The sequence below is a fragment of the Rhodococcus sp. M8 genome, assembly GCF_015654185.1.
GTDB lineage: Bacteria > Actinomycetota > Actinomycetes > Mycobacteriales > Mycobacteriaceae > Rhodococcus > Rhodococcus aetherivorans.
Genome location: NZ_CP064065.1, coordinates 4,826,574 through 4,839,696, shown reverse-complemented (window position 1 = coordinate 4,839,696; position 13,123 = coordinate 4,826,574). Strand labels below are relative to the sequence as shown.

General features: G+C 72.0%; 13 protein-coding genes. 7 read left to right on the top strand and 6 right to left on the bottom strand.

Annotated elements, in window-relative coordinates; translation table 11 throughout:
• A complete protein-coding gene (gene purD, locus ISO16_RS21970; RefSeq protein ID WP_029541231.1) occupies positions 1 to 1,251 on the bottom strand; it encodes a phosphoribosylamine--glycine ligase in 1,251 nt (416 codons plus the stop codon).
• Between the two features lie 10 nt (positions 1,252 to 1,261).
• Positions 1,262 to 2,002: a nucleoside/nucleotide kinase family protein gene (locus ISO16_RS21965; protein ID WP_072634351.1), complete on the bottom strand. Its 741-nt coding sequence runs from the start codon at positions 2,000 to 2,002 to the stop codon at positions 1,262 to 1,264.
• A 53-nt stretch (positions 2,003 to 2,055) separates the two neighbouring features.
• Between ISO16_RS21965 and ISO16_RS21960 the strand changes: the two genes are divergently transcribed.
• Positions 2,056 to 2,481, top strand: a complete 426-nt coding sequence (locus ISO16_RS21960; RefSeq protein WP_029541228.1) for an HIT family protein — start codon at positions 2,056 to 2,058, stop codon at positions 2,479 to 2,481.
• Here ISO16_RS21960 and ISO16_RS21955 read toward each other — a convergent pair.
• The 3 genes from ISO16_RS21955 to ISO16_RS21945 are packed head-to-tail and all read right to left on the bottom strand — an operon-like array spanning position 2,443 to position 5,743.
• Positions 2,443 to 3,546, bottom strand: a complete 1,104-nt coding sequence (locus ISO16_RS21955; protein ID WP_043801495.1) for an alpha/beta fold hydrolase — start codon at positions 3,544 to 3,546, stop codon at positions 2,443 to 2,445. The two genes, ISO16_RS21960 and ISO16_RS21955, sit on opposite strands and share 39 nt — an antisense overlap.
• Positions 3,547 to 3,599: 53 nt before the next feature.
• Positions 3,600 to 5,009, bottom strand: a complete 1,410-nt coding sequence (locus tag ISO16_RS21950; protein WP_072634350.1) for a sensor histidine kinase — start codon at positions 5,007 to 5,009, stop codon at positions 3,600 to 3,602.
• Positions 5,006 to 5,743: a response regulator transcription factor gene (locus ISO16_RS21945; RefSeq protein WP_170914022.1), complete on the bottom strand. Its 738-nt coding sequence runs from the start codon at positions 5,741 to 5,743 to the stop codon at positions 5,006 to 5,008. The genes ISO16_RS21950 and ISO16_RS21945 overlap by 4 nt, the downstream gene beginning before the upstream one ends.
• 109 nt (positions 5,744 to 5,852) lie before the next feature.
• Here ISO16_RS21945 and ISO16_RS21940 point away from each other — a divergent pair, with 109 nt between their 5' ends.
• From ISO16_RS21940 to ISO16_RS21930, 3 genes are all read left to right on the top strand, one after another.
• Positions 5,853 to 7,037: an Ig-like domain-containing protein gene (locus ISO16_RS21940; RefSeq protein WP_072634560.1), complete on the top strand. Its 1,185-nt coding sequence runs from the start codon at positions 5,853 to 5,855 to the stop codon at positions 7,035 to 7,037.
• Positions 7,038 to 7,128: 91 nt separating this feature from the next.
• The gene (locus tag ISO16_RS21935) at positions 7,129 to 7,335 is read left to right on the top strand and encodes a hypothetical protein (protein ID WP_006942989.1); all 207 of its coding nucleotides are present in this window, start codon (positions 7,129 to 7,131) and stop codon (positions 7,333 to 7,335) included.
• Between the two features lie 61 nt (positions 7,336 to 7,396).
• Positions 7,397 to 8,251 (top strand): hypothetical protein, encoded by an 855-nt coding sequence (locus tag ISO16_RS21930; protein ID WP_029541220.1) that lies wholly within the window; start codon positions 7,397 to 7,399, stop codon positions 8,249 to 8,251.
• Between the two features lie 5 nt (positions 8,252 to 8,256).
• Here ISO16_RS21930 and ISO16_RS21925 read toward each other — a convergent pair whose 3' ends face one another.
• The gene (locus tag ISO16_RS21925) at positions 8,257 to 9,045 is read right to left on the bottom strand and encodes a nuclear transport factor 2 family protein (protein ID WP_043801617.1); all 789 of its coding nucleotides are present in this window, start codon (positions 9,043 to 9,045) and stop codon (positions 8,257 to 8,259) included.
• Between the two features lie 150 nt (positions 9,046 to 9,195).
• Between ISO16_RS21925 and ISO16_RS21920 the strand changes: the two genes are divergently transcribed.
• From ISO16_RS21920 to ISO16_RS21910, 3 genes are all read left to right on the top strand, one after another.
• Positions 9,196 to 9,660, top strand: coding sequence for a hypothetical protein (locus ISO16_RS21920; protein ID WP_072634349.1), 465 nt, complete (start codon positions 9,196 to 9,198; stop codon positions 9,658 to 9,660).
• A gap of 43 nt (positions 9,661 to 9,703) precedes the next feature.
• Positions 9,704 to 11,308 (top strand): phytoene desaturase family protein, encoded by a 1,605-nt coding sequence (locus ISO16_RS21915; RefSeq protein WP_072634348.1) that lies wholly within the window; start codon positions 9,704 to 9,706, stop codon positions 11,306 to 11,308.
• 113 nt (positions 11,309 to 11,421) lie between these two features.
• Positions 11,422 to 12,774 carry a serine/threonine-protein kinase gene (locus ISO16_RS21910; RefSeq protein WP_072634347.1) on the top strand — a complete coding sequence of 451 codons (1,353 nt, stop codon included), beginning with the start codon at positions 11,422 to 11,424 and terminating at the stop codon, positions 12,772 to 12,774.
• The last annotated feature ends 349 nt before the right edge of the window (positions 12,775 to 13,123 follow it).

Here is a 13,123-nt window from a genome sequence, read left to right as displayed (position 1 = left end):
TCAGACGGTGATCCGGCCCTCGACGGCGGCGAGGCCGATGTCCTTGCGGAAGTGCCCCCCCGGCAGCTTGATGCCGGCGAGCGTGGCGTAGGCCTCGTCGCGGGCGGCGGTCAGGTCGGCGCCGGTGCCGACGATGCTGAGCACGCGGCCGCCGGCGGAGACCAGCGATCCGTCGGCGAGCCTGGTGCCGGCGTGGAGGACCCCGTCGGCGTCGGCCCCGGTGATGACGTCGCCCGTGCGCGGGCTGGCCGGGTAGTACTCGGCGGCCAGCACCACGGTGACGGCGGCGCCGTCGCGCCAGCGCAGCGGCGGCAGCTCGGCCAGGGTGCCGGTCGCGACCGCGTTCAGCGCCTCCCCGAGCGGCGACTCGAGCAGGGCGAGCACGGCTTGGGTTTCGGGATCGCCGAAGCGGCAGTTGAATTCGACGACGGCCGGGCCGTCCTTGCCGATGGCCAGGCCCGCGTAGAGCAGGCCCGAGAAGCCGCATCCGCGGCGGACCATCTCGGCGGCGACGGGCCGGACGACGTCCTCGACGATCGTGTCGACCATGCCTTCGGGCAGCCACGGCAGCGGCGTGTAGGCGCCCATGCCGCCGGTGTTGGGGCCGGTGTCGCCGTCGCCGACACGCTTGTGGTCCTGCGCGGGCAGCAGCGGCACCACGGTCTCGCCGTCGACGAGGCAGAACAGCGAGACCTCGGGGCCGTCGAGGAACGATTCGAGCAGCACCGGGTGCCCGTTCTCGAGGATCTCCGCCGCGTGGTCGCGGGCGGCGGCCCGGTCGGTGGTGACGACGACGCCCTTGCCGGCGGCGAGCCCGTCGTCCTTGACCACCCAGGTGGGTCCGAAGCGGTCGAGCTTCTCGTCGAGCTCGGCCGGATTGTCGACGACCTCGCTGTGCGCGGTGCGGACCCCGGCGGTCTGCATGACGTCCTTGGCGAAGGCCTTCGAGCCCTCGATGCGGGCGGCCGCGGCGGACGGGCCGAAGCAGGCGATGCCCGCGGCGCGGACGGCGTCGGCGACACCGAGGACGAGCGGAACCTCCGGGCCGATGACCACGAGGTCGACGTTCTGTTCCTTCGCGAGCGCGACGACCTCCTCGGCGGAGGCGGCGTCGACCGGGAACTGCTCGGCGATCCGGCCGATGCCGGCGTTGCCGGGGGCTGCCAGCACGGCCGTCACGCCGGGATCGCGGGTCAGGGCCAGGACGAGGGCATGTTCACGGGCACCGGAGCCGATAACGAGTACGCGCACGCAGCACAGGTTACGGGACCGGTCCGGGGCCTCGGACCGACGCATCCGCGCGGCTCCAGCGGGCCGCTCCCGCGCCTCGGTCGTTCCCCTCCACCGGGCACCACACGAGGTCGGCGCGGTCGCGGGTCCGCGCGACGGTGCGCGCATTGGGCAGATCCACCGTGCGGACCCACTCGGCGGCCTGTTCGGCGGTGGATCCGGTGGCCCGATGGCGCCGGATGAGCCGGGCGGCGAGCTCGTCGCCCGGTGCGTCGAGGTAGACGACGAGGTCGAGCAGCGGGCGGATCCGCTCCCACCCGCCGTCGCCGAGGAGCAGGTAGTTGCCCTCGGTGACGACGACGCGGGTCTCGGGGGTGATCTCGTGGAACGCGGCGATCGGTTCGTGGAGGCGGCGCGAGTACTCGGGGGCGTGGACGGTCTCCGTGCGGTCGTCGCGGAGGCGGCGCAGCAGCGCCGCGAACCCGGCGACGTCGAACGTCTCCGGCGCACCCTTACGGGATCGGGTGCCGCGGGCGTCGAGCCGGTGGTTCGACAGGTGGAAGCCGTCCATCGGCGCGGCCGCGGCGGGTATGCCGGCGTCGCGGAGGAGGCCGACGAGCAGGTCGGCGGCGGTGCTCTTGCCGGCGCCGGGTGGGCCGCAGAGCCCGACCACGCGCCGCTCCCCCGCCGCGACGATGCGCAGGTGCCGGTCGATCAGGTCGGCGACGAGCGCGCGCAGCGGGCCCGTCCGGGGCGGCTGCGGCGACGACATGCGACGAGGATACGAGAGGCGGCGCGCGCGGCGGTCCGCCTATTCTCCCCGGTATGGCTTCCGTGTTCAGCATGATCATCGCCGGCGACCTGCCGGGCCGGTTCGTGTGGCAGGACGACGACGTCGTCGTCTTCCTGACCATCAACCCCGTGAACCAGGGCCACGTGCTCGTGGTGCCGCGTCAGGAGGTGGACCACTGGCAGAGCGTCGACGCCGACGTGTGGGGCAAGGTCGGCGACGTCGCCCGCATCATGGGCCGGGCGGTGTGCTCGGCGTTCGACGCGCCACGCGCGGGCCTGCTCGTCGCGGGCCTCGAGGTGCCGCACCTGCACCTGCACGTCTTCCCGGCGTACGACCTCGGCGACTTCGACATCAGCAAGGCCGAGAAGGACCCGTCGCCGGAGTCGCTCGACGAGGCGCAGGCGAAGCTGAAGGCCGCGCTACGAGAACTCGGGTACGCGGACAACGTCCCCGACTGACGCGCCGGGACCCGTCGGCACCGGCGCCGACGGGTCGTCGAGGAACGCGGTGAAGTGCGCCCACGACGTGCCGCGGGCGGTGAGGCCGGCGAGCAGCCCGAGGTGACTGCCGGGCACGACCTCGAACCGCACGTGGGGCGAGCCGGGCAGCACCCGGCGGATCGCCTCGACCGCCGGGACGGGCGCGAGCACGTCGTCGCTGCCGCCGAGTGCGAGCACGGGCACGGAGACGTCGGCGAGGTCGATCGTCCGGTCGTCGAAGCGGACCCGGCCCGTCGCGAGATCGTTCGCGACCGTGATGCGCATCGCCATCTGATGGAACAGCCTGCCGGGGTAGCCGGGCATGTCGGCCTGGAACCGGTCGATCGCCTCCATCCGGGCCAGGGTGTCGGCGTCGGCGAGGTTGCAGGCGACGAACCACGGCCGGGTCAGTTCGCGTTCGAGGGCGGTGGCCCGGTAGCCGATCTGCACCAGCGGGGCGGGCACGCCGCCGAGCAGGTGGGTCACGGCGGTGAGGGCGGGCTCGCCCAGGGCGCGTCCGAGGTGGCGGGCCGGCCCCAGGAAGGGGATGCGCGCGTAGTCGATCGGCGTGCCGAACGCGGTGATCGAGCGGATCGGCAGCCCGGGGTGGGCGGCCGCGGTGAGCAGGCACAGGGTCCCACCGAGGCTCCAGGCGCCCAGGTCGACGTCGCGGCCGCCGCACAGTTCGGAGACCCGCGCGATCGCCTCGGGCACGATGTCGTCGACCCAGTGCTCGAAGCCGAGGTGCCGGTCGGAACGGTCCATGGTGCCGAAGTCGAGGACGTGGACGCTGCGGCCGGCGTCGACGAGGTGCTGCACGAGGCTCTGCCCGGGCCGCAGGTCGTAGCAGCGTGCGGGCGCGGCGAGCGGGGGCACGAGCAGGACGGGGGCACCCGCGTCGGGCTCGCCGTAGCGGCGCAGGGTACGGTGCGGTCCGTCGGCGACGACGGCCGACGCGGTGGCGTGCGGCGGTTCGATTCCGTCGCCGACGAACAGCGCCCAGGCGTTGCGCAGGGCGCGCTGCGCCGTCCCCGACAGTCCCACGACGTCTCCTTACTCGAAAGTCAGTTACGTCACCGTAGCCGAGGGCCGGATCGTCACTCCACCGGCATCCGCGGGATGAGCACCCGGAACGTGGAACCGGCGCCCACGGCCGACTCCACCTCCACGCGGCCACCGTGGGCCGCCACCAGCGCCGCGACGATCGACAGTCCGAGACCGCTGCCGCCCGACGATCGGGTGCGCGACGTGTCGGCGCGATAGAACCGCTCGAAGACCCGGGCACGGTCGGCTTCGCTCAGGCCGGGGCCGGTGTCGAGAACCTCGAGCACCGCATCGGATCCGATCGTGCCCACCCGTACGGTGATGCGGGCGTCGGCCGGGGTATGGGTGAGGGCGTTGGTGACGAGATTGCCGAGGACCTGCCGCAGCCGCGCGTCGTCGCCGAGCACCTCCGGGGTACCGGGACCGTCGAACACCTCGAGCCCGACGGCGCGATCGGGCGCGACGGCCCGCGCATCGTGCACCGCGTCGGCGGCCAGGGCCAGCAGGTCCACCGGCTTCCGCTCGAGCGGCCGCTGCGCGTCGAGGCGGGCCAGCATGAGCAGATCCTCGACGAGGATCCCCATGCGCCGGGACTCGCTCTCGATGCGGTCCATCAGCATCGCGGTGTCGCTGCTCGCGCCCTGGCGGTAGAGCTCGGCGAATCCTCGGATCGTGGTGAGCGGGGTGCGCAGCTCGTGGCTGGCGTCGGCGACGAACCGTCGCATCCTCTCCTCGGATCGGCGCGCGGATTCCTCCGACGACGCCGTCGCCGCGAACGCCGCCTGGATCTGGCTGAGCATGACGTTCAGCGCCACCGACAGCCGGCCGACCTCGGTGCGCGGATCCCGTTCGGGAACCCGCCGGTGCAGATCCCCGCCCGCGATCGCCACGGCGGTGCGCTCGACCTCCACCAGGGGCCGCAGGCTGCGCCGCACCACGAAGTAGCCGGCCACCCCGAGAACGAGCAGCACCGCGGCGCCGATGCCGACCTGCAGCACGACGAGCCGATCCACGGTCTCCTCGATCGAGGTCAGCGTGACCCCGACGGTGGTCACGATGCCCGCGGTGCTGCGGGTCGACACCACCCGCCAGCGCACGTCGGAACCGTCGACGGAACCCACGGTCACCGGCTCCCCCGCCGGCTCGCCGGGCAGCGCCGGCGACGTGGACTCGTCGTTGACGACGAACCGCTCCACCCCGTCGGGGCCGACGACCCGCACATAGAACGGGCTCGGCGGGCGATTCGAACTCGGGGCGTCCGGCGGCGGCAGCTCGCGGCCGGCACCGGGCGGCTTGGCCCACGTCTGCGCCGCGGTGTGCAGATCCTGATCGGTGCGGGCGAGGAGCGAACCCTGCAACGCGGACGTCACCGCCACCCCGGACGCCAGCAGCCCCAGCCCCGACAACGACACCAGCGCCGCGACCAGCGCCAACCGCAGCGGCAGCGCCCGCATGCGGCTCACTCGCGGGGTTCCCGCATGACGTACCCGACCCCGCGCAGGGTGTGGATCAGCGGCTTGTCCCCGGTGTCGACCTTGCGGCGGAGGTAGGAGACGTACGACTCCACGACGCCGACCTCCCCGCCGAAGTCGTAGCTCCACACGTGGTCGAGGATCCGCGGCTTGCTGAGCACCGTGCCCGCGTTGACCATGAAGTACCGCAGCAGGGTGAACTCGGTGGGTGAGAGCGACACCGGCCTGCCGGCCTTCCACACCTCGTGGGTGTCGTCGTCGAGTTCGATGTCGGCGAAGGTGATGCGGGACGAGCGTTCGTCCTCGGACACCTTGCCGGCCCGCCGCAGGATCACCCGCAGCCGGGCGATGACCTCCTCGAGGCTGAACGGCTTGGTGACGTAGTCGTCCGCACCCAGGGTCAGGCCGGACACCTTGTCCTCCACGGCGTCCTTCGCCGTCAGGAACAGCACCGGCGCGTCCGAACCGTCGGCCCGGAGCCGGCGCAGCATCCCGAACCCGTCCATCCCGGGCATCATGACGTCGAGGATCACCGCGTCCGGCCGGAAGGCCCGGGCCCGGTCGAGTCCCTCGGCGCCGTTTCCCGCCGTCTCGACCTCGAAACCCTGGAACTTCAGGCTCACCGAGAGCAGTTCGACGATGCTCGGCTCGTCGTCGACGATCAGGATCCGCGCTTCGGGGGTCTTGTCGGTCACGGCGTCGATTCTCCCGGAGAGCTCTGGCATGCCGCTGCGAGAATCCTGGGAACTTCCTGTATGCCGGCCCTGCCGAATTCGGGCCGTCGGAGTGCGGCGATCGGGGATCATGGACGTGTCCGCACCGGGAGGAGCCGCCGTGTCGCCGAAGTGGGTGCGCCGCGGGGCGGCGTCGGCCGCAGCCGTCGCCGTGTCCCTGATCGCGGTCTGCCCGCCCGCGGCCGCGGAGGAGGTCGAGGTCTCGTTCGGCATCGCGTGCCGGGTGCGGTCGGTGATCGACGTCGACGAGCTGCTCGGGTCGTCGGCCACGGTGGACGCGCCCGCCCGGGTTCGTCCCGGCGAGCGGTTCACCTACCGCATCCAGACGGCGCCCGTCGCGTACCCCGACTCGAGCCGCGGCGCCACCACCCGCAGCGTCTCCCGCCTGAAGAACGACTTCGCCATTCCCGCCAACGCGACGTTCGTCGACGCGGCTGTCGTACCCGGCACCGCCTTCAACCTGGACAACGTGCCGCCCGGTGTGCTGCGGGTGAACGAGGACGGCGTCCCCGACCCGGCGGGCACGATCCTGCGCCTGTCCGGAAACAACGAGGTCATCGGCAACAGCCCCGCGTCCGGTGCCGACAGCGAGGCCGGGATCCGGGCGCCGAAGACGCAGCTGCAGCTCGACGGCTCCCCCAGCCCCGTCGGCGACAGCTGGTTCCGGCTGCCGGCGGTGGAGGTGACCATGATCGCGGGCGACGCGGGCGTGATCACGCCGATGCTCCGCACGGCCGGTGCCGCGGGCCTGGTCGACGACGACGCCAACTACAACACCTCGCTCACCCAGGCCACGTTCCTCGGCACCAACCAGTGGGGACCGACCCGCTGCTCGCCGCGGGACACCATGACCGGTCCGCTCAACGCCGGCGCCGGCCCGCTGGCGACCATCACCATCTCCGACACCGCCGAGGTGCCCGCCACGGTCACCGTCGACGCCCCGGACGTGGTCGACGACGGGACGGTCGTCACGCTCACGGCGACGGTGTCACCGGACGTCGACGGCGGCACGATCCTGTTCCGGGACGGCGGCACCGACCTGGGTCCACCGGTGGCGGTCGTCGACGGCCGCGCCACCACCGAGCACCGCGTCTCCGGCGCCGGGAGCCACACGATCACGGCGGTCTACTCGGGCGCGCCCGGCGCGGCGGGCGCGACATCCGAACCCGTCGCCGTGACGGTTCCCGGATCCGACAGCACACCCGGCTGGTGGGTCGCAGCCGGGATCGGGGTGATCGCCGGCGCGCTGGCCGTCGCCCTCGTCGCCCGGCGCAGGCGGCGCTGATCCGGCGTAACACGCCCCGCACGTCCACCACCTTGTCGGCGCGTGATGCTATTACGGGACGAAGACAGCCACCGCGAAGGAGGTCCCGCCCATGACGTGCCGGGCGTGCCGATCCGATCTCGACCACTGTCACGGCACCCTCGTCGTGCACGCGACGGTGCCCGTGGAATGCACCGAACCCGACTGCTTCGACACCTCCCGCGTGCGGCACATGCTGGTGGTCGACTGCTCCGACCTCGCCCACGGCTGCGGATGCACCGAGACGTACGTACGGGTCGGAACGCTCCGCGTCTCCTGACGACCTTCGGTAACGGCTCGTCCCGCCGAGCCGGACTGTTGTGCCGGTTACAGTGACAGGCATGAGTCTGGCGTCCGCGCTCGCGTTTCCCGTCCGCCTCGGATTCGCCGCAGCGGACTCGGCCCTGGGCGTGGCGGAGGGCGCGATCGCCACCGTCCGCCTGGCTATTTCCCCCCGGACGTACGCGGGGTTGAGCGCGGTCGGCGTGGCGAACCCGCGGGGACCGCTGGGCTTGCTGCAACAGGTCTCCGTGCTCGCCGCCGACGACCGTCCTCTCGGCCAGGCGCTGCGCCCCGACGGACCGCTGGACCGCCTCCTCGCCCCCGGCGGGCCGGTGGACCGGCTCACCGCACCCGGCGGCCCCCTCGACCGCCTCCTCGAGCCCGGCGGCGCCCTCGACCGCGTCACCGCCCCCGGCGGTCCGCTCGAGAAGATCCTCGCCGAGGACGGGGCGCTGGACCGCCTGCTGTCGAACGGCGGCCTCCTCGACCGTCTCACCGCACCCAGCGGCCCGCTCGAGCGCCTGCTCGCCGAGAGCGGGCCCGTCGAACGCCTCACCGCCCCCGGCGGCATCGTCGACATCGCCCTCCAGCCCGGCGGCCTGCTCGAGCGGGCCCTCGAGCGGGGTGGAGTGCTGGACACCCTCCTCGCCGAACAGGGCGCCCTCGAGCGCCTCCTCGCCAAGGGCGGTCCGCTCGATCAGATCGTGTCGCTGTCCGAGACGCTGGCGCAGCTCACCCCCAGCATCCTGCGGATGAGCACCAGCATCGACGTGCTGCAGGAGACCGTCGAACTGCTCCGCGGGGCGGTGGGCCCACTGGGCGACCTCGCGGGCAAGCTGCCCGGTCGGTGGCTGCGCAGCAACTCGGGCGGCACGGGCAACAGTGGCAGGCACGAACTGCAGCCACCGGACTGAGCCGGTCACTCCTGCAGGTCCGTGACGGCCCGGAAGGAACCGTCCATATGGAAGGGGGTGGACTCGTGCTCGTGCGCGATCCGCCACGACCCCTCGACGCGGCGTAGACCGAACGTGACACGGAACCACATGTCGAATCGCGGTCCACCGAGCTGTGTCGCTCCCAGCCGCGACAGCGCGTGGCAGAACGCGACGTCGCCGGCCGCCTCGACGCGCAGATCCCGCACTTCGCAGTCGAGAGGGCCGTCGAACCCCGCGAACCACGACGCCCAGGCCTGCGGGTCGGGAGCGGACTTGCGCAGCGGCGGCGCCAGATCGAACACCGTCGCACCGGGGATATAGCACGCGGCGAGCCGATCGACGTCCTTGGCGTTGCGGGCCGCGGTGTGTTCCTCGATCAGCGCGCGGATCTGTTCGTCGGCCGGGGCCTCGTCCACCTCGAGGACGGCGAGGATGTTGCCCGCCGGGTCCCGGAACCAGGCGATCGGCGGGCCCACCCGACGGAAGATGCCCTTGCCGTCGACACCCTCGTAGCGCTCGAACCGGATTCCGCGCGCGGCGAGTTCGTCCACCGCCTTCTCGATGTCGCGAACCGGGAAGTTGAGGATCGTGTAGGTGGCCGGGGTGTGGTCCTCCTTCGGATAGATCAACGTGTCGCGGCCGCCGTCGAGGTGCAGGTGGAGCATTCCGTGCTCCTCGGACACGGAGACGCCGAGGACGTCGCCGTAGAACTTCGCGGCCGCGGCAACGTCGTCGACGGCGAAGCCGGAAAAGGCTGGGGAACGGTCGAACATGGTGCTCACTCCTCCGCTGCGAACGATGCTGCACCTGTTCCGACCGCCGAGCGACGGCAAACTCATCGGCCGGCCGGGGACCTTCTTCCCTGACGCGGATCCGGACGCCGGGGCTAGCGTGGAAGACGGTCCTGCCCGAGGGAGGTCGCCATGACACCCACCACGACCCGTCCGCGCTCCCCGGTCGCCGCCCGGCGATTCGGGTATCTCGTCGCGGTGCTCCTCAATGCGGCGGTGCTGTACGCCGCCAACGTGTGGCCGGGCTGGGAAGCCGTACCATTCCTCACCGACGGCACCCGGTCGGTCATCGGCTTCGTCAATGCCTCGATCCTGGCGAGCTTGATCGCCAATCTCCTGTACTTCGTGTGGGATCCCGTCTGGTTCAAGGCGCTGGGAGACGTGGTCACCACTGCGGTCGCGCTGCTGGCGCTGCTGCGGATCTGGCAGGTGTTCCCGTTCGACTTCGGCGACGCCTCGTTCGACTGGCCGCTCGTGGTGCGCATTGCGCTGGGACTGGGAATCGTGGGCAGCATCATCGGAATCGTCGCCGCGTTCGTCACCTTCGTCCGCAACGTGGCGGGCCACCCGTCCACCCGCGAGATCCGGCAGCACTGAACGGCGCCCCGAACCGGCGATTTCCCGCAATCCGGAGGTCAGCATGGAAGAGCGTTACGACTACGACGTGATCGTCATCGGGGCCGGACCCGGTGGGCTCACGGCCGCGGCATATCTGGCGGCCGCCGGGCGCCGGGTACTGGTGGCCGACGCCCGCAACCAGCCGGGTGGGCACATGTCCGCCTTCACCCACGACGGCTACGAGTTCGACATCGGGCTGCATTACACCTCCGAGGCGCCGGTGCGACACGCACTCGGACCGTTGGGTGTGGACGTGACGTTCCGGGAGTTCGATCCCGCAGGAATGTTCCGGCTGCTGAACGGCGACCGCGAACTGGCGGTCCCGAAGGGCATGGATGCCTTCAAAGCCACTCTGTACGAGGCATTTCCGGCAGAGCGTCACACGATCGACGAATTCCTCACCACCGTCGAGCTGCTCACCGAGGAGCTGGGACGGATCGCGGAGCGGCCGCACCTGCGTGAGCTGCCACAGCTGCCGTGGCGGCTACGCGGCCTGCTGCGCTACGGACGCGCGACCGCCGGTGGCTACCTGCGCCATCTGCACGCCTCCCCGCAACTCACCACCGCACTTCTCGGCTGGACGACCGGCAGTCTGGCCGTGGCGCCGTCGCGGCTGTCGCTGCCGGTGGCGGCCCGGATGATCCACACCTATCTCGAGGGCCTGTCGTACCCGCAAGGCGGATCGCGGGTCGTCTCGGAGGGCCTGGCAGAGGTGGTGCGTGGCCATGGTGGCGACGTACTGCTCGGCACGGAGGTGAGCCGGATTCTCGTCGACGACGGCAGAGTTCGTGGCGTACGAACACAGGACGCATCGCTCGACACCGTTCCGGGGGCCGGACGCGAGATTCTCGCCCCCGCGGTCGTGTCGGCGGTCGACATTCAGCAGACCTACCTGTCGCTGCTGCCGCCGGATCGTGTGCCTCCCCGGCTCCTCCGGCGGGTACGCAGCTACGAACTGGCCCTGCCGCTCGCCGTCGTCTATCTGATTCTCGACCGGGACCTCGCCGCCGAGGGCTATCCGAACGCGACCCGTCTCGTCACCGACACGGACGACTTCGATGCGGAGTACGCCGCGCTCCGTGCGGGTGAGCTTCCCTCGTCCACGTCCGCCGGCCTGTGGATCGCGAGCCTCGCCGACCCGGAGAACCCCCGGCTGTGCGCGCCCGGGCAGACCAACGTTCAGCTGATCGGCCCGGCCCCGGCACAGCACACCTGGTGGGGAATAACACCGGGAAGCGGTTCGACAGCGCGCTACGACGCGAGACGACGCGAGCTTCGCGACCGGCTCGTGAGGTCGGCCGAACGCACGGTTCCCGGCCTGGCCGACGCCATCGTCCACGAGGAGACGGGGACTCCCGTCACCGACGAACGCTTCATGCGCTGCACCGGCGGCGTGTCGTACGGCCCGGCGTTCACCCCGAGCCAGACGTTCACCCGCCTCGGCGCGACGGGACCGGTCGAGGGCCTGTTCCACGCCGGTGCGGGGGTGCGCCCGTCGCACGGGCTGGTCGGCACCCTGTTCGGTGGGGTGGCCGCCGCAGCGGCGGTCGCGGGAGTATCCGTCGACGACCTGCGGGACGCCGCAGCAGCCGGATGCGGCGCGGCCGCGGCCGGCACCCCCACCTGACCGGTCACGGGACGGCGGCGTCCCGCCGCGCCACACGACTCGGACCGCATGACGACGGCCGTCCGGCGAGGCTTGCCTGGTACCACCCCCGGCACCGCACTAGCGTTGGAACCATGCCCGTTCCCGAACTGCTCGCCGGCCGCTACGAGTTGCGCGGCCTGCTCGGCTGCGGCGGCATGGGCGAGATCCACGACGGCTGGGACACGCGGCTGGGGCGGCCCGTCGCGGTGAAGGTGCTGCGCGGCGAGTTCGGCCGCCAGCCCGACGTGCGCCGGCGCTTCGAAGCCGAGGCGCGAGCCGCGGCGAACCTCACCGATCCGCACATCGTCGCGGTGCACGACAGCGGTGAGGACGCCGGAGTTCCGTACATCGTGATGGAACGCCTGCCCGGCCGCACCCTCGCCGACGAGATCGCCCTCGGCCCGATGCCGGAGGACCGGGTGCGCGCGATACTGATCGCCGTGGTGGCTGCGGTCGCCGCGGCGCACGACGCCGGGATTCTCCACCGCGACATCAAGCCCGGCAACATCCTCTTCACCGAGACCGGAACGGTGAAGGTGACCGACTTCGGTATCGCCAAGAGCGCCGGCGAGGACTACACCCGCACCGGTGAACTCGTCGGCACCGTCGCGTACCTGAGCCCCGATCGGCTCTCCGGCACACCGGCGAGCGTGACGGACGATCTGTACGCCGTCGGGGCCGTGGGGTACGAGGCGCTGACCGGGCGGAAACCCTACGACTACGACAACCTGCTGGCCCTGGCGCGGGCGATCACGCAGGGGCCGCCGCCGCCGCTGGCCGCCGCGCGACCGGACGTCGGCCCCGCACTCGTGGCCGTGATCGAGCGTGCGATGGCACGCGAACCGGAGCACCGCTTCGGCAGCGCCCGGGACATGCTCGCTGCACTGCGGGAACCGCACCTGGCCACACTGCGGGAACCGCACCTGGCCACACGGCGGGAACCGCACCGCGCCGATCCGGTGACCGAGGTGATCCACGCGCCGACCCGGGGGTTCACCGTTGCCGGGCCGCCCGTGCCGGCACCCGTCCCGACGCTGTCGACGTTCGACGCGGCGCCCGACTCCGGTCGCCGCCGGATCCTGCTCGCAATCGGCCTCACCGCCGCGGCGGTGGTCGCCCTCCTCCTGCTGGCCTGGGGTCAGGGCGGCGACACACCGCCGGTCGCCACGCCGGGGACGAGCAGCGTTCCCGCCACCGCCCCGACACCGGTCGGCAGCGTGGGTTCGCCCACCCCCTCGGCCGTGGACACCGGGCCCGTCTTCACCACCCTTCCCGTGCCGGCCCCGGCGCCGGCACCGGCGCAACCGCCGGCGGAGGAGAAGCCTCCCAAGCCCGAAAAGCCCAGCAACGACAACGGAAACGGCGGCGGAAACAACAGCAACAGCGGAAACAACGGGGGCGGCAACAATGGGGGCGGCAACAATGGAGGCGGCAACGGCCGCTGACCGTCGGCCGTCGAGACAGGCCCGGCACGGTGCGAGCCGGGACCACGCGCCGCAAGCGCTCCCGCTTCGAGGCGGGAGCGCTTGCGGCGTGGGTCGAGCGTGGGTCAGAGCAGGATGCCGAGACCGGCGAGCAGCGTGAACAGCGTTGCAGCGAGGGAACCGAGAACCATGTTTACCTCCGTTGTGTCGAGTGACGATCCTTCCGTCCTCGCATGAGCAGGGACGAACGACGCTCCCGCAGCAGCAGGCTGCACCACGGGGGACGTCATCAAGATCATCGAGCGGTACGTTCTAGGTGTTACCCGCGGTTCGCCATCCCACTCCGTGATGTGCATCACCGACGCCTCCG